Origin of the sequence: Halosolutus halophilus (assembly GCF_022869805.1) — an archaeon.
Taxonomy (GTDB): domain Archaea; phylum Halobacteriota; class Halobacteria; order Halobacteriales; family Natrialbaceae; genus Halosolutus; species Halosolutus halophilus.
The window spans coordinates 2,546,900-2,564,109 of sequence record NZ_CP094974.1; the positions used below are offsets into that span (position 1 = coordinate 2,546,900).

Annotated in this window: 17 protein-coding genes; 8 read left to right on the top strand and 9 right to left on the bottom strand. The window is 66.6% G+C overall.

Features of this window, described 5'->3' with window-relative positions:
* Window positions 1-61: 61 nt before the first annotated feature.
* The 3 genes from MUG98_RS12510 to MUG98_RS12520 all read right to left on the bottom strand — a co-directional run bounded on the left by MUG98_RS12510 (window position 62) and on the right by MUG98_RS12520 (window position 3,175).
* The gene (locus tag MUG98_RS12510) at window positions 62-1,054 is read right to left on the bottom strand and encodes a DUF7351 domain-containing protein (protein ID WP_265107780.1); all 993 of its coding nucleotides are present in this window, start codon (window positions 1,052-1,054) and stop codon (window positions 62-64) included.
* A 149-nt stretch (window positions 1,055-1,203) separates the two neighbouring features.
* Window positions 1,204-1,755: a cyclic pyranopterin monophosphate synthase MoaC gene (moaC, locus tag MUG98_RS12515; protein ID WP_265107781.1), complete on the bottom strand. Its 552-nt coding sequence runs from the start codon at window positions 1,753-1,755 to the stop codon at window positions 1,204-1,206.
* Window positions 1,748-3,175, bottom strand: coding sequence for an NAD(P)H-hydrate dehydratase (locus MUG98_RS12520; protein ID WP_265107782.1), 1,428 nt, complete (start codon window positions 3,173-3,175; stop codon window positions 1,748-1,750). Before MUG98_RS12520 ends, moaC begins: the two co-directional genes overlap by 8 nt.
* Window positions 3,176-3,315: 140 nt before the next feature.
* On the opposite strand from MUG98_RS12520, the gene MUG98_RS12525 reads away from it, so the two are divergent.
* Complete coding sequence (locus tag MUG98_RS12525) at window positions 3,316-4,467, top strand: thiolase family protein (RefSeq protein WP_265107783.1); 1,152 nt, start codon at window positions 3,316-3,318, stop codon at window positions 4,465-4,467.
* Between the two features lie 32 nt (window positions 4,468-4,499).
* Here MUG98_RS12525 and MUG98_RS12530 read toward each other — a convergent pair whose 3' ends face one another.
* Entirely contained in the window at window positions 4,500-5,720 is a 1,221-nt protein-coding gene (locus MUG98_RS12530; RefSeq protein ID WP_265107784.1) for an acyl-CoA dehydrogenase family protein, read from the bottom strand.
* Between the two features lie 111 nt (window positions 5,721-5,831).
* Between MUG98_RS12530 and MUG98_RS12535 the strand changes: the two genes are divergently transcribed.
* Window positions 5,832-6,608: an SDR family NAD(P)-dependent oxidoreductase gene (locus MUG98_RS12535; protein ID WP_265107785.1), complete on the top strand. Its 777-nt coding sequence runs from the start codon at window positions 5,832-5,834 to the stop codon at window positions 6,606-6,608.
* 56 nt (window positions 6,609-6,664) lie between these two features.
* Here the strand turns inward: MUG98_RS12535 and MUG98_RS12540 are convergent, their stop codons facing one another.
* Window positions 6,665-6,943 carry an acylphosphatase gene (locus tag MUG98_RS12540; RefSeq protein ID WP_265107786.1) on the bottom strand — a complete coding sequence of 93 codons (279 nt, stop codon included), beginning with the start codon at window positions 6,941-6,943 and terminating at the stop codon, window positions 6,665-6,667.
* Between the two features lie 82 nt (window positions 6,944-7,025).
* The gene (locus tag MUG98_RS12545) at window positions 7,026-8,081 is read right to left on the bottom strand and encodes an enolase-like domain-containing protein (RefSeq protein ID WP_265107787.1); all 1,056 of its coding nucleotides are present in this window, start codon (window positions 8,079-8,081) and stop codon (window positions 7,026-7,028) included.
* A 464-nt stretch (window positions 8,082-8,545) separates the two neighbouring features.
* On the opposite strand from MUG98_RS12545, the gene MUG98_RS12550 reads away from it, so the two are divergent.
* The 3 genes from MUG98_RS12550 (at window position 8,546) to MUG98_RS12560 (ending at window position 10,346) form a co-directional block, all read left to right on the top strand.
* Window positions 8,546-9,538, top strand: coding sequence for an MBL fold metallo-hydrolase (locus MUG98_RS12550; RefSeq protein ID WP_265107788.1), 993 nt, complete (start codon window positions 8,546-8,548; stop codon window positions 9,536-9,538).
* Window positions 9,538-9,786: a hypothetical protein gene (locus MUG98_RS12555; RefSeq protein ID WP_265107789.1), complete on the top strand. Its 249-nt coding sequence runs from the start codon at window positions 9,538-9,540 to the stop codon at window positions 9,784-9,786. The genes MUG98_RS12550 and MUG98_RS12555 overlap by 1 nt, the downstream gene beginning before the upstream one ends.
* 407 nt (window positions 9,787-10,193) lie before the next feature.
* Complete coding sequence (locus MUG98_RS12560; RefSeq protein WP_265107790.1) at window positions 10,194-10,346, top strand: phage terminase large subunit family protein; 153 nt, start codon at window positions 10,194-10,196, stop codon at window positions 10,344-10,346.
* Window positions 10,347-10,877: 531 nt separating this feature from the next.
* On the opposite strand, the gene MUG98_RS12565 is transcribed toward MUG98_RS12560, so the two are convergent.
* Window positions 10,878-11,792: a DNA-3-methyladenine glycosylase family protein gene (locus tag MUG98_RS12565; protein WP_265107791.1), complete on the bottom strand. Its 915-nt coding sequence runs from the start codon at window positions 11,790-11,792 to the stop codon at window positions 10,878-10,880.
* 634 nt (window positions 11,793-12,426) lie between these two features.
* Between MUG98_RS12565 and MUG98_RS12570 the strand changes: the two genes are divergently transcribed.
* Both MUG98_RS12570 and MUG98_RS12575 read left to right on the top strand, forming a co-directional pair.
* Window positions 12,427-12,756: a hypothetical protein gene (locus tag MUG98_RS12570; protein ID WP_265107792.1), complete on the top strand. Its 330-nt coding sequence runs from the start codon at window positions 12,427-12,429 to the stop codon at window positions 12,754-12,756.
* A gap of 97 nt (window positions 12,757-12,853) precedes the next feature.
* Window positions 12,854-13,534 carry a DUF4336 domain-containing protein gene (locus MUG98_RS12575; RefSeq protein WP_265107793.1) on the top strand — a complete coding sequence of 227 codons (681 nt, stop codon included), beginning with the start codon at window positions 12,854-12,856 and terminating at the stop codon, window positions 13,532-13,534.
* 19 nt (window positions 13,535-13,553) lie between these two features.
* On the opposite strand, the gene MUG98_RS12580 is transcribed toward MUG98_RS12575, so the two are convergent.
* Window positions 13,554-15,473, bottom strand: a complete 1,920-nt coding sequence (locus MUG98_RS12580) for a DEAD/DEAH box helicase (RefSeq protein WP_265107794.1) — start codon at window positions 15,471-15,473, stop codon at window positions 13,554-13,556.
* Window positions 15,474-15,886: 413 nt separating this feature from the next.
* Between MUG98_RS12580 and MUG98_RS12585 the strand changes: the two genes are divergently transcribed.
* A complete protein-coding gene (locus MUG98_RS12585; protein ID WP_265107795.1) occupies window positions 15,887-16,063 on the top strand; it encodes a hypothetical protein in 177 nt (58 codons plus the stop codon).
* On the opposite strand, the gene MUG98_RS12590 is transcribed toward MUG98_RS12585, so the two are convergent.
* On the bottom strand, window positions 16,056-17,006 hold the full coding sequence (locus MUG98_RS12590; protein ID WP_265107796.1) for a transcription initiation factor IIB: 951 nt from the start codon (window positions 17,004-17,006) through the stop codon (window positions 16,056-16,058). The two genes, MUG98_RS12585 and MUG98_RS12590, sit on opposite strands and share 8 nt — an antisense overlap.
* Between the last annotated feature and the right edge of the window lie 204 nt (window positions 17,007-17,210).

The window sequence follows — 17,210 nt, forward strand, 5'->3', positions numbered from 1 at the left end:
CGACCGACGGGAATCGCTCCGGTCCGGCGCGATCGGCTACCGACGATCGACCCGTTCGAACCTACGCGTCGGCCGCCGATCGCTGTACGTCGACGACGTCCACTCCCGCACCGACGTAGAGTGCGAGGACGTCGTCCCCGAGCGTTGCGGTGACGCGAACTGCGAGTGGCTCCTCCGAGAGGATCGTTTCCGACCACTCGTGACCGACGTTCCAGATCGGCCGGTTCCGGACGTCCTGCCCGTGTTCGTGGTAGAACGACACGATCGCCGGATGGTCGAGCAACGCGAGCGTCACCGGACAGCGGACCTCGGTGCCACAGCAGCCACACTCGAATTCGGCCTGGACGTGATCCGTGAGTTCGGCCGGAAGTTCGTCGGCGACGGCGGTCGCGGGCGTGACCAGCCGGGCGGTCACGTCGCCGCTACACTCCGGACAGACGCCGTCGTGCATGAGCGAGAGCCGATGCCGGTGGTGACGATCGAACGCCTCGGGAAACGTCTCGCCGTGAGCATCGAGTCCGGACGGCGGAAAGCCGAGTCGGAGCAGCGATCGTTCACACTCGCGACAGGCGATCGTCACGACGTTGTCGGTCGATCGTGCGGCGAGGGCCTCCCGGTCACAGAACGGACAGGCGTCCGAAAGGGGGACGGGCGGATGATCGACGCGGTGCGTGTACGCACCGGTCGCGATCGCTCTCGCGACCTGCAGGCCGGCGTAGGTGAGTTCGTACCCGTCGTCGTGCTTTCGAAGGTAGGGACCGACGAGTTGCTCGAGGTGGTAGGCGAATCCGGCGGACGTGTCGACGTCCGTTTCCTCGAACAGCGTCGAGAACTGGACGCGTTCCGCGTCGGTGCCCCGGGTCTCCGCCAGCACCGTCTCGAGAATTTCTAGCCGGATCTCGTTACCGAGCGCCTGAAAGGCGTCGCTGGGTGCCGAGACGCGCTCGGCTCGATCGGGGTTCGCGTCGAGCGGGCCCTGCACCGTCGCGCCCGAGTCGGGACCGCCGGCGTCCCCAGATCCGATCGTCGGCTCGTCCACGTCCTCGAACGACATGGGTCAGTCTTTCAGGGTCGAACAAAAGTAGGTGCCGGCAGCAGCAATCGAGAGCGTCCCGCGTCAGACGGTGGCCGGTCCCGACCGATCGGCTCTCGGGCGGGGGACGCGGCGTCGAGCGCGGTACGGAGTGGCGTCTCCAGCGTCGTTCATCCCGATCGTTCTCGGCGACGTTTCTCCTTCTCTAGGACCCGCACGTTCTCGATCCCGGTATCGGGGTACTGGCCGTCGTCGTCCTTCTCGACGGCCTTGACCATGTCCCAGACGACGTTCAGCCCCGTCGTGACGCCCTCGAGGGCCTCCATCTCGCAGCCCGTCTTCCCCGTGGTCTCGACCGCTACCTCGAGTTCGACCCGATCGTCTCGCAACTCGAACGCGGTGTCGACGTTCGTGATCGGGATCTGGTGGCACATCGGAATCGTCTCCCAGGTGTGTTTGACGGCCTGGATCGCCCCGACGCGAGCGGTCGCGAGCACGTCACCCTTCCCGATCCGGTCTTCCCTGATCGCCTCGATCGTCGACGGCTGGAGGTGGATTTCGCCGGCCGCGACGGCCCGGCGCTCGCTGTCGGGTTTGTCGCCGACGTCGACCATCTGGACGTCGCCCTCGTCGGTGGTGTGGGTGAGGTCGTCGGCCGCGGTACCGCGTTCGGGACCGTCGTCGGTCGCGTCCGCCGTCGGCTCCGATCGGTCGTCACTCATCCGTCTCACCCCACAGGACCGCGGGAAGTTCCGCGAGCAGATCCGACGCGAGGAAGCCGTGCGCGTCCCGCTCGGCCAGTCGTTCGCCCGCGCGGCCGTTCACGCGGGCGGCCGCCGCCGCGGCGTCGAGCGGATCGGCGTGCTCGAGCAGCGCGGCGACGATGCCGGCGAGCGTATCGCCGGTCCCGCCGACTTTCATTCCGGGCGTGCCCGATCGGCTGATCCGCGTTCGCTCGCCGTCGGTCACGACGTCCGCGGCCCCCTTCGCGAGGACGACGTGACCGAGGTCGGCCGCGAAGGACTCGATTTCGTCGACCGCCTCGCGCAGGGAGTCGGTCTCGGGACCGCCCATTCCCGCGAGTTCCCGGCGGTTCGGGGTGCAGACGAGCGTCGCGTCGGTCTCGATCTCGGGCACGATTTCCAGCGCGTCGGCGTCCACGACCGCCGGTCCCGTGTAGGTCGAGAGGAACGTGCGGGCGGCCTCGAGCGTCTCGTCCGCGGTGCCGAGGCCGGGACCGAGCACGACGACGTCGTCGTATCGCTCGGCCGTGTCGACGAGGTCGTCGACCTGGTCCGGCGTGAGGACGTCGTTCTCGTAGGACTGGACGATCAGGTCCTCGGCGTAGCCCTGGATCTCGCCCGCGACCGACTCGGGTGCGGCGACGAAGGAGAGTTCCGCACCGGCCCGCAGCGCGGCCTGTGCGGCCAGCGCCGGTGCCCCGGTGTAGGGACCGCCGCCGATGACGTACGGACGGCCCTCGCGATCCGCGGGCCGGGCGAGTCGAACGTCGCCGGGACCGACGAAGCGTTCCGCCGCCGCCGGAATGCCGATGTCAGCGACGGTCACCTCGGCGTCGAGATCGGAGAGGCCCGGCTTCTCGTCGTGGAAGGTGACGACGTGGTCGGCCGCCACGCCGTTTGCGGCGCGGTCGCCGCCGTCCGCGTCGAACCCGGAGGGGACGTCGACCGCGAGGACGGTCGCGTCGGACCCGTTGATCGCCCGCGCCGCCGTGGCGGCGGGTTCGCGCAACTCGCCGGTGATCCCGGTCCCGAGCATGGCGTCCACCACGACGTCGCAGTCCGGCAGTTCGACCCCGCTCGAGTCGGTCACTTCCCGGGTGTCGTACTCCGCCCGCTGGAGGGCGTCCCAGTTCTCTCGGGCGATCTCCGTCCCGATCGCGGCCGATCGGCCGAGCAAGAGCGTCGTCACGTCGTACTCGGGGAGAAAACGGACGGCGACGAACGCGTCCCCGCCGTTGTTCCCGCGCCCCGCGACGACGACGATCCGATCGCCGGGGTCGGCGATCTCCCTGATCCGCCGGGCGACGGCGTTCCCGCTCGACTCCATCAACTGCTTTCGCGGCACGCCGAGCGCGGCGGCGTTCTCGTCGACTGCGGCCATCCGCTCGCCTGTAATCATACGCAGGGGTTCGACCGGACGACCGTTCAAGATTGCGGAGGTCGCTCCCGTGGTTCCAGCCCCGTCGGCCTCGCGAGCGGGGCCCGACCGCGGCCGACTCGGTCGCAGTATATTTCGTGCTGGTCGGTGACAGGACTCGTATGCGAGAGGCTGTCATCGTCGACGCCGTTCGGACGCCGTTCGGGGCGCGAGGCGGGGCTTTCGCGGACGTTCACCCGCAGGACCTCGCCGCGGAGCCGCTGATCGCGCTCGAGGAACGGCTCGGATTCGACCCGCAGGAGACCATCGAGGACGTCATCTACGGCTGCGTGAGCCCGATCGACGAGCAGGGCGGCAACGTCGGGCGGATCGCCCCGCTGGTCGCCGGCTGGGGCGACGACGTGCCGGGCGTCCAGTTGAACCGAATGTGTGGCTCCGGACAACAGGCGATCAACTTCGCCGCGGGCGCGATCGCAACCGGAGCACACGACGTCATCGTCGCCGGCGGCGTGGAACACATGACCCGCGTCCCGATGGGAAGCGACTTCGGCGGCGTGACGGAGACCTACTTCGATCACTACGACGAACTGGTCCAGCAGGGCGAGAGCGCGGAACGGATCGCCGAGCAGTGGGGGTTCGATCGGCGCGAACTCGACGAACTCGCCGTCGAGTCCCAGCACCGTTGGAAGGCGGCGTGGGACGACGGTCGGTACGACTCTCAGATCGTACCCGTCCGGGTCGAGGACGACGACGAGACGCGCGTTGTCGACACGGACGGCCACCCCCGACCGGAGTCGACGGTCGACGACCTCGGGGATCTCCCGCTCGCGTTCAGGAGCGAGGGCGACGGCGTGATCCACGCGGGCAACTCGTCGGGGATCGTCGACGGCGCGAGCGCGGTGCTCGTGACGAGCCGAGAAGCGGCCGAAGAGCACGGCTGGGAGCCGATGGCCCGGATCGTCCAGACCGAGGTGGTCGGAGTCGACCCCGTTACGATGCTCACCGGGCCGATCCCCGCGACCGAGGGCGTCCTCGAGAAGACCGAATTCACGATCGACGACGTCGACCTCTTCGAGGTCAACGAGGCGTTCGCGTCCGTCGTCGCGGCGTGGCTCGAGGAAACCGGAGCTTCGTGGGAGGATACCAACGTCAACGGCGGCGCGATCGCCCACGGCCACCCGCTGGGAGCGACGGGGTCGGCCCTGCTCACGAAACTCGTCCACGAACTGGAGCGCCGCGGGGACGACGTCGGTCTCTCGACGATGTGTATCGGGTTCGGGCAGGGGATTGCGACGATCGTCGAGCGCCTCTAGCCGGCTGACCGTTCCGGCAACGACGGTTCCCCTTAGTCGATTCCGAGTCGGTCGGCGATCGTGTTCAACTGGATCTCGTCGGTGCCCTCGACGATCCGGAGAATGCGACCGAGCAGCAGGTGGTCGACGTAGGGGTTTTCCTCCGCGAGACCGTTGCTGCCGTGGACCTGGACGACGTCGTCGGCGACGTCCCAGAGCACGTTCGTCGCGAACCACTTGCAGATCGACGCCGCCTCGATCGCCGACCCGGACCGCTCGAGTTCCCACGCCGCGCGTAATCCGGCCGCGTCGGCCGCGTACGATCGCGCCCGGCCGCGGGCGAGTTTGTGCGAGATGCCCTGGAACGAGCCGATCGATCGGCCGAACGCCTCGCGCTGGTTCGCGTACTCGACGCCGCGTTCGAGCAGGTGCTCCGCGAAGCCGACGGCCTCGGCGGCCAGTTCCAGCCGGCCGAGCGAGAGGAACTCCATGGCGGTGTAGAACGCGGCGTCGACCTCGCCGAGCACCCGATCCTCGGAGAGGCGAACGTCGTCGAAGACGAGTTCGGCCTGCATCCCCTCCATCCCGACCGCGTTGTTCATCGCGCCCAGGTCGTACTCGTCGGCCTCGACGAGAAAGCAGGTGATGCCGCCGTACCGACCCGCCTCCGACTGGGGCGTCGTCCGGGCGAACACCTGCACGAAGTCGGCGTAGGGCGCGTTCGTGATCCACTGTTTGCGCCCGTTCAGCACCCATTCGTCGCCATCCGTTTCGGCCGACGTTTCCATGTCCGGCGCGTCCGAACCCACCCCGGGCTCCGTCAGCGCGAAGGCGGTCGACTTCTCGCCGGCGATCGCCGGTTCAAGGTAGCGATCGACCTGGTCACCCTCGGCGGCCGCGAGCAGCGGCTTCGGTCCCTCCGGGCCGGCGAGGACGAACTTGGTGAGTCCCGTGCCGTGGCTGGCGACGTGGCGCTTGGCGCGATACCACGTCACGGTCGAGACGCCCTCGCCGCCGACCTCCTCGGGGAGGTTCATCGCGTAGAACCCCGCGTCGGCGCTGCGCTTCCGGATCCGTTCGATGGCGTCGACGACCTCGTCGACGTAGCGCCCGTCGGGCCGGTGGCGAAGCCGGGGATTCGACCACGTCTCGCCCAGGTCCGACTCGATCGGGTCGACCTCCCTTGCGACGAACTCGTCGAGGCTGTCGAGCACGAGTCGCGTCTCCTCGTCGACGCCGAAGCTGACGCCGGACACCTGTTCCTGTGTCACCATACCACAGAGAACTGTCGGATCGCGCATCAATCCACCGGTCGAAAAAACGGAACCGACCACGGACGATCGGTCACGAAACGTTAACACACACCGGCATGAATAGGACCGGGTATGGAGTTCGGACTCGACGACAGGACTGCCCTCGTGACCGGGGGCGCGGGACGAATCGGGAGCGCGGACTGTCACGTACTCGCGGAGGAAGGCGCCGAGGTCGTCGTCCTCGACGTGAACGAGGAGGGCGCACGGGAGGTCGCCGACGAGATCGAAGCCGACGGCGGGGACGCCATGGCCGTCGGGTGCGACCTGACCGATCGGGACGAGGTTGCCGACACCGTCGAGGCCGTGCGGGAGGAAACCGGCGGCGTCGACGTCCTCGTCAACAACGCGGGGATGGTCGACGCCGTCGGCCGAGTGGGCGACCTGGACGACGACCTCTGGGATCGCGACATGGAGATCAACCTCACCGGGACCTACAACATCACCGAACGGATTTTCCCGGCGATGTGCGATCGCGGCTGGGGCCGGGTCATCTCGATGTCCTCGGTCGCCGGGACTCACGGCGGCTTCGGCCAGTTATCCTATTCGACGACGAAATCCGGACTCGTCGGCTTCGGCAAGACGCTCGCGCTGGAAGGGGCCCCCGAGGGCGTCACCTCGAATATCATCGCGCCATCGATCGTCGTCGGCCAACTCGCGGAGATGGACCCGGACGATATCGAGGACGTCAATCCACACTGGGCGGACATCGCCCGTGCGACCCCCGCGGGACACCTCGGCCGCGAGGAGGACGTGGCCAACCTCGTCGCCTACCTCGCCAGCGAGCAGGCGGGGTTCGTCACCGGACAGGTCGTCGGCGTCACCGGGGGCGTCGATCTGTTCACCTACTGACGCGGCGATCGGTTTTCTCGGGGACGATGGTCACGTCGGACGGTACAGCACGTCGATCAGTACCGGATCTCGAATCCGTCCTCGCCCCGTGGCTCGTCGTACTCGACCTCGACGTCGTCGACGTCGGCCGCCGGGCTGCCCTCGTGACAGAACTCGACCATCGATTCGACGGCGTCCTCGGGTCCCTCGAAGACCGCCTCGACGCGACCGTCGTCTAAGTTCTTGACCCAGCCGTCGACGCCGTGCTCGCGGGCCGTGTCGCGAGTCGTCGCCCGGTAGTAGACGCCCTGTACCTTTCCCGAGACGAAGACGTGGGCACGGGTTCGATCCGTCATGTACGAGCCATCGATCGCGATCGGCAAAAATCATGCTCGTCCGTCCGATCGCGCGTGTCGTCCGGACGGCGATCGCCCCGTGTCACTCGAGTTGTTTCCACTCCATGCCGACCGGGTCTTCGGGCGGTTCGAGCGGACTCCCGCGCAGTTCTGATCTGACCTCCGGTTCGTTGTACGATCGCGGCGCGACGTCGTTCGGGCCGTCGGGGTAAAACAACGACGCGAGCAGCTGTACGTGTCCGCGACCGACGCAGAGTTCGAACTGCCCGCCACCGTACATGTCGATATCGTGGTCCTCACAGTACTCGATCGTCTCGAACAGCGACCGGACGGTCCCGAACCGCGACGGTTTGACGTTACACCAGGTCGGTTCGAACGGCCGCCCGCGCAGGTCGTCCACGCCGTGGATCGGCGCGTCCCACGAGAGGCGGTCCGCGTTCGCCGCGAGAAGGTCCCGGACGTCCTCGGAGACCGCCGGGTCCTCCACGACGGCATCGGGGAACGATTCGAAGACCCGTCGGTAGAGCGCGGGGTCTGCCGGCTGATCGACCTCCGTCCCCTCGTACTGGCCCTTCAGGTCGAGCGCGCGGACAGCGCCGGTCTCCGCGAGCATCGCGAACGTCTCCTCGGTCCACTCCGCGGTCGGATCGAGTTTGAACTCGCACTCGGGGTTGACCGCGAGCGTCTCTTCGACTCGCGCAGGGTCGCCGTCCGGTAACCGCGCGCTGGCGACGAACCGAACTGGAGACCGCTCGCGATCGAGCAGCGACGCGAGCGTCGCGTCGTTTTGCTTGAGCGCCAGGTCGAGCGCGGCGCTCTCGACGGCCCAGCGCCGGTAGTTTCGGGATATCTCGCGCTCGGGCGGCTTCGTCGGGAAGAGATCCACGTCGTCGAGCGACCGGGAGAACTCGTCGAACGTGTACTCGCCCGCGAAGTCGAACACCGGCGGATCGGGCAACGCCTCGTGGTCGACGGCCTCGTAGGTAACGTCCTCGCCAGCGCCGAACTCGTCTCCCGCCAGCAGGACGAACGTCGACGTGACGCGGGTGGACCCGTTCGAGGTCTCCCGGCGACGGCTGGTCCGTTCCTCAGTCTCTACCGTCAGCGGGAGGTCCGCGACGCGATCGTACAGCGTCATTGCGCGTGCTGACGAGCGAGGCCGCAGACGAGCGTCGGAACGGCCACGGAGCTGTCGATACGGTCGAACCCGGGCGAGGATGAACGGGACGGGCGACGGTGCTGCACTTGGCGTTCCATCGAGCGATAGTATGGTGCGAATGGTACATAACTATTGGGTTACAACGGCCGCCGTTAGTTCCTATCGGTTCCCCATTACGGGCATAATTATCGCATATGGAGTCCCCTTGTGATTGAGCAGTAGTGGGAATATCACTCACGAGTATTCGCCTACGACGCGAAGCGGTTAGAACGAGAATTCACGTTGAGTATCGCGGCCCGAAGGCCGCGGTAGCGTACTTGCCTCGCTGTTCGAGTCGCGTAATAACGCGTCTCGATCGGAAATCCGGCCGGCGTGAGGTCGTCCGCGACGTCGGGACCGCGGAAGCGACAACCCGACGGTGTTCCAGCACCTATCCGCCTGCAGTGACCGTACGCCATCGAGACGGCATCCACTTCGAGTTCGCTGGCACCGACGACGCCGGCATCGTCGCGGACGCGCGGAGCGCCGTCGGCGAGATCAACGTCGTGAGCCACGCCCACGCCGATCACACGTTCCGATCGACCCCCGAAACCGTCGTCTGTTCGGCCGAGACGGCAGCGATCGCGGCGGCCCGGACCGGGATCGAATTCGAATTCGTCGAGCGCGCGGCGGGAATCGAACTCGTCCCGGCGGGCCACGTCGTCGGTTCCCGTGCGGCCCTGCTGGAGGACGGGGACAGCCGCCGCTACTGCTACACCGGCGACGTCTCGACGCGCGATCGGTGCTACCTCGAGGGGTTCGATCCCTCGGCCGTCGAGGCCGACGTGCTCGTGATCGAGACCACCTACGGCAGCCCGGAGTACCGGTTTCCCGCCCAGTCCGACCTCGAATCGGCGATCGCGGACTGGCTACGCGACGCCGCCGATCGGCCGCTGTTCCTGTTCGGCTACTCGCTCGGCCGCGCACAGAAACTCCAGTGGATCGCACAGAACGCAACTGACCGCGAGATCCTCGTCTCGGACACGATCCACGAGGTCACGCGAGCGATCGAGTCGGCGACCGAACTCGCGTTCGCCGGCCAGCCGTACGACTCCCTGCGGGGGCTGACCGACGAAATCGTGATCCTGCCGTCGAACCAGGCCCGATCGGACTGGGTCGAAACCGTGGTCGATCGCGAGGACGGACTGAAGGCGGGGTTTTCGGGCTGGGCCGTCGACGACTCGTTCCGCTATCGGGGCGGCTACGACGTCACCTTCCCGCTGACCGACCACTGCGACTTCGACGAACTCGTCGCGACGGTTCGCGAGATCGACCCCGAGGTCGTCTACACCCACCACGGCTTCGACGAGGAGTTCGCGGACCTGCTCGCGACCGAGTACGGCTTCCGGGCACGACCGCTGAAGCGCGACCAGCGGACGCTCGGGGAGTTCCGCTGATGGGCCTCATCGATCGATTCGAGGAGGAGTTCCTCGACGTCTCGGGTCGGCGAGCCACGCTGCGGGAACTCCTCGAACTACTGTTCGGTTCGATCCTGTTCGTTCTCGTCGCGACCGCGCTCGCGTACTACCTGCTCGGCGAGACCGTCGCGATCGGCGTCGCCGCAGTGCTCGTCGTCGTGTTCGGAACGATGCTCGTTTCGCAGGCCTACTGGGCCCGTGCTGGTCGCGGGGACTACGACGAGTAGCCGTGCTCGGCCTCGCGCACCGGATCCTCACCGGACTCGCCGCGGAGTCAACTCCACCGTAACTGTTCTGGCGGCTTCGGGGCATGCCAGCACCGAGACGGGGCCGAAGGTCGATGTCGATGTCGACGTTGACGGTCAGTCGTCGCCACACCGGTCGCTGGTTTGGCTAAAAACCGCTTAAAACCCCTCGCATTTCCGAACTCTCGAACCGAAACTGGCGAATAATGTCAAAGTTATGAAGCTGCCGATAGTCTCAAATCCCTCTGCAGTGAATCGGATTCAGGCCGATAGATGTAGTTATAGCTACAATTTCTAAATATTTAACCTACCAAATTTTTAAATAAGTTGAGTACTCACCTACAGCCGGTGGGCTCTCTTGTCACACGCCCCACCCCCTTCCAACGTCTATGAACGGTGATCAGTCGACGCTCGGTCGGTGTCCTGAGTGCGGCAGTTCGATCCCGAGCGGCTGGCAGCTAATCGAGTACGAACGCGAGGACGGAGCGGACGGCGTTTTCGCCGAGTGTCCATCGTGTTCCGAGGTCGTCGCGCCGAAGTGACACCGGCGATCCGGTCGTGCTGATCGCCTCTCGAATTCAAACAGAAATACGTTCAGTTCGCATCCGTCCCGTGCAGTTCTTTCACTGAAATACCTATAGTAGCAACTGAAACGATTCACACACTGATCGCAAAGCCGTCCTGCGATTAGGTGTGCACTGACTTTCAGTTGCTACTCTAGCTGAAGGACGACAACAGAGCGACGGGAACTCGATCGCGGCCATCCGGCACACGCGCAGTCGATCGCACTACCGGGAGTGACGGAATGTTCGGCAACTCGACGACTGGTTCGATGTCGGGATCGGGCACCTCGTGAACCGCCTCGGGATTGACCCGAGGCGCTCGCCTTGTCTCTCCGGAGGTCGAATCGACCACTGCAGCGTAGCGATCGTGCAACGCTTCCCCCGAGCGCACCGGCCTCGTGGACGATCGCGTAGCGCACGTATGAGGATACGGGAGCGATCCCGGGTCGCGATCGGAGTGTCCCGTTTCCTCGAATTCGTTCTACGGGCGAACGTGCTGGTATCGTGTCCCTACGGGTCTCGTCCACCAGTTCTGAGGAAATGGAACACGTACGTCTGGGCGTAGCCCGCGTACTCACCCCCGAGGCGGTCGCGTATCGCCCGGGAGGTCGCCGCATACGAGCCCCGATCGCAGTCGGGGTAGTACTCCTCGATCGCCGACCGGATCCAGGTGTCGAGCGGTACGGCCTCGTCGAAGCCGAGCGAAAAGAGGAGGACGCAGTCGGCCACCTTGTCGCCGACGCCGACGAACTGGGTCAGATACTCCCGCGCGGCCTCGTACTCGAGGTCGCGAGCCTCCGCTGGGTGGGCCTCGCCGGAGGCGACCATCTCGGCCGTTCGCACGACGTAGGGGGCGCGATAGCCCAGCCCGAGGTCACGGAGCTCCGCCTCGGTCGCGGCCGCGAGCTGTTCCGGCGTCGGGAAGGCGTGGTACGTCTCCCCGTCGAACGCGATCGGGTCGCCGTACTCGCGGGCCAGCGTCGAGACCATGTCGTGGATGCGGCTCACGCGCATCTGGGCCGAACAGATAAAGGAGATCAGCGTCCCGAAGGGCGGATCCTCGACGAGTCGCATGCCCCGATGGGCATCGTAGGCCTCCCGGACGAGCGGGTCGTCGGGGGCGGCCGCGGCGATCGCTTCGAGGTCGTCGTCCAGCCGCAGGAGGTTCCGCAGGACCGACTCGGCGTCGGTCGACGACTGCCACTCCAGCGCGTCGTTCCGGTGGCGGACGCGTATCACTCCGCCGGAAGACGACCCGTCTCCCGAGCCGTCGACGACGGTGTAATACCACGCCCCGGGTGCCGGTTCGCCGGTGTACATCTCGCCGTCCGATCGACGCCAGAGGTAGCTCTGGCCGCTCTCGAGCGTTCGGTACAGGTCGAACCCACCCGAAAGCTCGGCGACAGGGATCGCACCCGATTGCATTCGCCGGAGAGTTGGCGAGGGATGGCTTGGGCCTTTCGAACCGGTATCCGGGCCGAGAGTGCTTCGAAACGGCCCGCGTTCGAACACGCTACCTCGTCGTTACCGGCTGATTACCGGTCGGACGGCGGTTGAGATACCTTCGAAGGGGTTCTCGCGGCCGCAACGAGTACCCGTTCGCTGTCCGCGATCCAGCGACTGCCGTTCAGGGTTCGATCGCCCGGTGTGTGTCCTGTGAACAAACCCCGGAAAGTATTATGTCACCCACGCCGGATGTGTGAGTTACGTTCCGACCGATGATCCCGACCACCCCATCGACTCGCGCTCCGGCACGGACGAACGCCGGGACGCGCGGTCTCGCGTCCAGCCGAACCGGTGCTGGATTCGCGATCGGTGGTCGTGGACGGGATCTCGCTCGCTCCGTTTCGGGGCCGGTCGGGATCGCACCCGTCCGCGCCGCGTGACGTCGCGTCCGGCCGGACGGCGACACCCTTTTCGGACACGGTTCGACGCGTGTGCCTGGTGTGTTCGGCGGGTCCGGCTACGTCGATCGTGCGCGCGATATTCCCGCAGTGAACAGGCGCTGCTCCCGGGTTCGCGGGCCCGGGTGTCGAGTTCGACTCTCGACGGGGGCCTCATGAACGACCACAGTACCGTCGTCGCGGCGACGGTCACCGTTCGCGTCCCGCTACGCGCCACCGGTGATCTCGTCGACGGCGCACGACGCGTCGTCGATCGACTCGACGCGGTCGATCGACTCGAGACAGCGACCGTTCGAGGGATCTCGCCCGGCCTGAACGACACGACCGTCGACCTCCACGTCCGACTCGCGCTCGACGGCGTCGATCGGAGTGGCGACGAGGCAGACCTCCGGGACGAACTCGAGTGCGGTGCCGGCGTCGTCAGCGTCGATGCCCTCGAGGCGGGCGATGCGGACACGCCCCCGCTCGAGGCCGAGGTCGGCTGACCCGAGTCGTCGTTCCAGCGGGCCGATCGACGCCATTCCGTCGACCTCTCGCTGCGGCGATCGTTTATTACGCGCCACGTCGGATATGAGAAGTACGATGCTCGACGAGCGGGGGCGGCAGCTGTGGACGTACGAAGAGCCGCTCCGGTTTTTCGGCGTGGATATCGGGCGAATCATGACGGTCGTTCGTCTCTCGAGCGGCGGTCTCTTCGTCCAGTCGCCGGCCGAGTTGACGGTCGAACTCCGGGAGGCGCTCGACGAACTCGGGGCCGTCCGGTTCGTGGCCCCGGCGAGCAAACTCCACGGGCACCTGTACATGGAACAGTACCGGGCGGCGTACCCGCGAGCCGAACTGCTCGCCGCGCCCGGTCTCGACGTTCGGCGGGCCGACCTGACGTTCGACCACCTTCTCGGCGATACGCCCGACCCCCGGTGGGCCACCGATATCGACCAGGTCGCGATCCTCGGCCACCGATGGCTCACCGAGATCGCGTACTGTCACCGGCACAGCGGGACGGTCGTTCTCGGGGACGTCGGCTTCCACGTCGATGAGACGAGCCCGCTGCAAACGCGACTCCTCGCACGGGCACTCGGCGTCTACGAGCGGGTCGCACCGCCGATCGAGTACCGGCTCACGGTGACCAACGAGTCGACGTTTCGCCGATCGATCCGGGACGTCCTCGCGTGGGATTTCGATCGGGTGATTCCGGGGCACGGGGAGATCGTCGAGACCGGTGGAAAAGCGGCTGTCATCGACGGCTTCGACTGGGTACTGTAGAAATCGTCTTCGGGGGGCCTTACTCGTCGTCTCCGTCCCGATCGACGGTCTCTTCGCGGATCGTCATCCCCTTGCGGCCGAGGTGCTGGAGCTGACGACGGGCGAAGTCCTCTTCGCGGGTGCCACGCGTCGCGAGGACGTACACGAGCGCGCCGCCGGCGGGGCGCATCGTTCGACCGGCGCGCTGGGTGCCCTGTCGGCGCGACCCGCCGAGTCCGGAGGCGACGATCGCCAGGTCCGCGGTCGGCAGGTCGATCCCTTCGTCGCCGACCCGCGAGACGACGAGCAGGTCGCGTTCGTTCCGGCGGAACTCGTCGAGCAATCGTCGACGCTCGTGGTGTGGGGTTTCCCCGCTGAGGAAGGGGACGTCGAGGGCGGTCGCGAGGTCCCGGCCCTGGTCGAGGTAGTCGACGAAGACGAGCGCCTTCGAGTCGGGGTGGGCGGACAGCAGGTACCTGACCTCGTCGACCTTGCCCCGGTTCCGGGCGGCGATCCGGTACTTCTCCTGGCCCTCCGCCGACGCGTAGGCGTTGCCCTGTTCCTCGTCACCCCACGGGACGTACCGGATCTCGAGTTCCGGTTCGGCGACGAACCCGGACTCGAACAGCGCCTCCCAGTCGGTTCCGATCGGCGGACCGACGAGGGTGAAGATCTCGGTCTGGCGATCGTCCTCGCGGATCGGACTCGCGGAGAGGCCGAGTCGGTGCCGTGACTGCAGGTGGGTGCTCCGGCGGTAAACGTCCGAGGGAACGTGCTGGCACTCGTCGAAGATCACGAGCCCCCACTCGCGGTCGTCGAACAGCGACCGGTGGCGGTCCATACCCGCGATCTGGTAGGTCGCGATCGTCACTGGGCGAACCTCCTTCCGGCCGCCGTGGTACTGGCCGATCTGGCCGGGCTCGAGCGAGGTGTAGTCGACGATCGTATCGGCCCACTGCCGGGCCAGGTCTCGACTCGGCACGAGAACCAGCGTCTCGCCCTCGATGTGGGCCATCGCGCCCACGGCTGCGACGGTCTTGCCGCTGCCCGGCGGACCGACGAAGACGCCCTCGCCCGCCTCGGCGAACCGATCGACCCACGTCCGCTGGTAGTCCCGGAGCCGAACCTGGAGGTCGATCGGCAAGGCCTCGCCGGCATCCAGGTCGCGGTGGTCCCGTACCGGGTAGCCGGCTTCGTAGAGGATCCGTTTGATCGCAGCCTCGGATCCCTCGCGAACCCAGTCCTCCGTGTCGGAGATCGGCGCGTGAACGTGCTCTTCGTCGAGTTTCTGGCGAGCGACGTTCCCCATGATCTCGGCGCTGTTGGCTTCGAGGACGGTGTAGCCCTCCTCGTGGGTCGCGAGCCGGAACTGGTGGGCCCGGTCCCACTGGCTCTCGACCCAGTCTTCGAGCGCGTCCGATCGACGACCGAGCGCCTGTCGCATCGTTCGACGGAGGGCGTCGAAGCTGTCGTGGGGCGTCTGCCAGACGTCCTCGGGCCTGACCACGTAGCGATAGCCCTGGTCGCCGTTGGTGTCTGCGAGGTGGGCGAACTGGGAGAGTTGTGCGCGCGTGAACTGGGCGGGACGATCGACGACGATTTCGCGGCGTTTCGGGAACACGACCACGCGTTCCCGATCGGTCAGGTCCTCCAGTTCGCTGGGGTACCAGACGACCGGATCGGTCCCGACGGAGAGCCGCTGGAGGTCGCCGCCGTCGGCGAGGTCCTCGAGCGCCTCGCTGGCCGTCTCGTGGGAGACGTCGAGCGCGCGGGCGACGGCGGCCGCGGTCAGCACCGGCCGTCCGACCTCCTGTGAGGCGTCGTGAAAGTCCGCGAGCGAGAACCGATCGGCCGCGTCCTCGTCACGATCCGCGGTCGGCGTGGTGCCTTCGCTCGGCGCTGGCTGCTCGGCGTCGATCGATTCGTCGGGGTCGGCTGGCGAGGACCAGTCGTCAGTCACTGACGTGGCTAACGCCGGTGGGGGTAAACCGATTTCGCTCGGCGCGCTGGTGGTGTCGATCCGGGAACGGGGTTCGAGGACGCGTCGTCCGGCCGTTGGCCGGACGAAGGCGGTAGTGGTGAGCGGATACCGCACGGGGGCGTTGCGATGCAAACTAGATAACTATTGCGGTAATCCGTCCGAAACTCGGCTGCCGGCGTGGACTAGCCGACCCGTCGAGGACCGGCCCGAGTACTGTCGGATACCCGTCCGAGAGTACTGTCTAGCACCGATCCGACTGCCGTCGATCGCCCGTCCCCCTGGTCCTGGCACTGGACCGCGATTCGGCCGCTATCGACGGGGGACGAACCGGCCCCCTCGTCTGCTGGCGTCTCGCCCAACAGTATATCCCGGTGGACGGTGTACGTGTTCGCATGTTTCGTGCGATTCTCCCGGAAGGACAGATCGTCTGTGAGCGGTACGATCAGGTGGAGGAGGGAGTCGAACTGTACGACGAGAACGACCAGTTCGTCGCGTTCGTTCCGTACAACAATCTCCACGCGCTGGTCGACGAGGACACCTACCTGGGAGACGATCGATCGATCATGTAGCCGGCGACTGATCGATCGCTTCGAGCTGTTCGCGATACCGGTTCCTGACGGTGACGACCGTCGTCTGTGCGGTGTCGGCGACGGCACGCTGCGGGATCGTCTCGTCACAGAGCAAGCCGGCGGCGTAGATCGCGGCGGCGGCGAACCCGGTCGGCGATTTGCCCGAGTGTAGCCCCTGTTCGGTCGTCTCGTCGATGATTTCGACCGCTTTGGTCTCGACGTCCTTGTCGACGTCGAGTTCGGAGCAGAACCGAGGCACGAATTGTCGGGGATTCGTCGGCTCCAGGTTGATGCCGAGTTCGTCGGCGATGTACCGGTACGTGCGGCCGATCTCGCGTTGGTCGACCCTGGAGACGGAGGTCACTTCCTCGAGGCTGCGCGGAATGCCCTCCTTTCGACAGGCCGTGTAGAGCGCACTGGTTGCGACCCCCTCGATCGATCGGCCGCGGATGAGGTCCTGTTCGAGTGCCTGTCGATAGATGACGCTCGCAGTCTCTTTGACGGGTTTCGGGACCCCGAGCGCGCTGACCATCCGGTCGATCTCGGACAGGGCGTACTTGAGGTTCCGTTCCCCGGCGTTTTTCGTTCTGATTCGTTCCTGCCAGACGCGGAGCCGATGGAGTTGGCCGTGTTTGTCGGCCGACATCGAGTGACCGTTCGCGTCCCGGTTTCGCCAGTCGATCGTCGTGGTCAGTCCCCGGTCGTGCATCGACTGGGTGAGCGGGGCACCGACGCGGGAGAGTTCGTCGTGCTCCTGTGCATTGAAGGCACGCCACTCCGGACCGTAGTCGATCGGATCTTCCGTGAGAACCAGCCCACACTCCTCGCAGACACGCTCGCTGCGGTCCGGGTCGTGAATGATCGTGTCGGTTTCGCAGTCGGGACACAGCCCGGGCTCCGCCTCCTGGGAATCGGTCCTGGTATCGATGATAGACTGCGTCATCAGTACCGGGAGCAAACCGTGCGGACACTGTAAGGGGTTCACATGGTTTCGCGGGAAACCCCGACTTACTGTGAAACCCAAAGAGAGAAGGAAGATGACCGACACTCCCGTCCCATCCGCCCGTTCGGGCGGACGACGTTCGTGCCGAAACCGTGTCCCATCGGTTACGTCCGGGCGCGACGGACCGATCGACGATCCGACGCC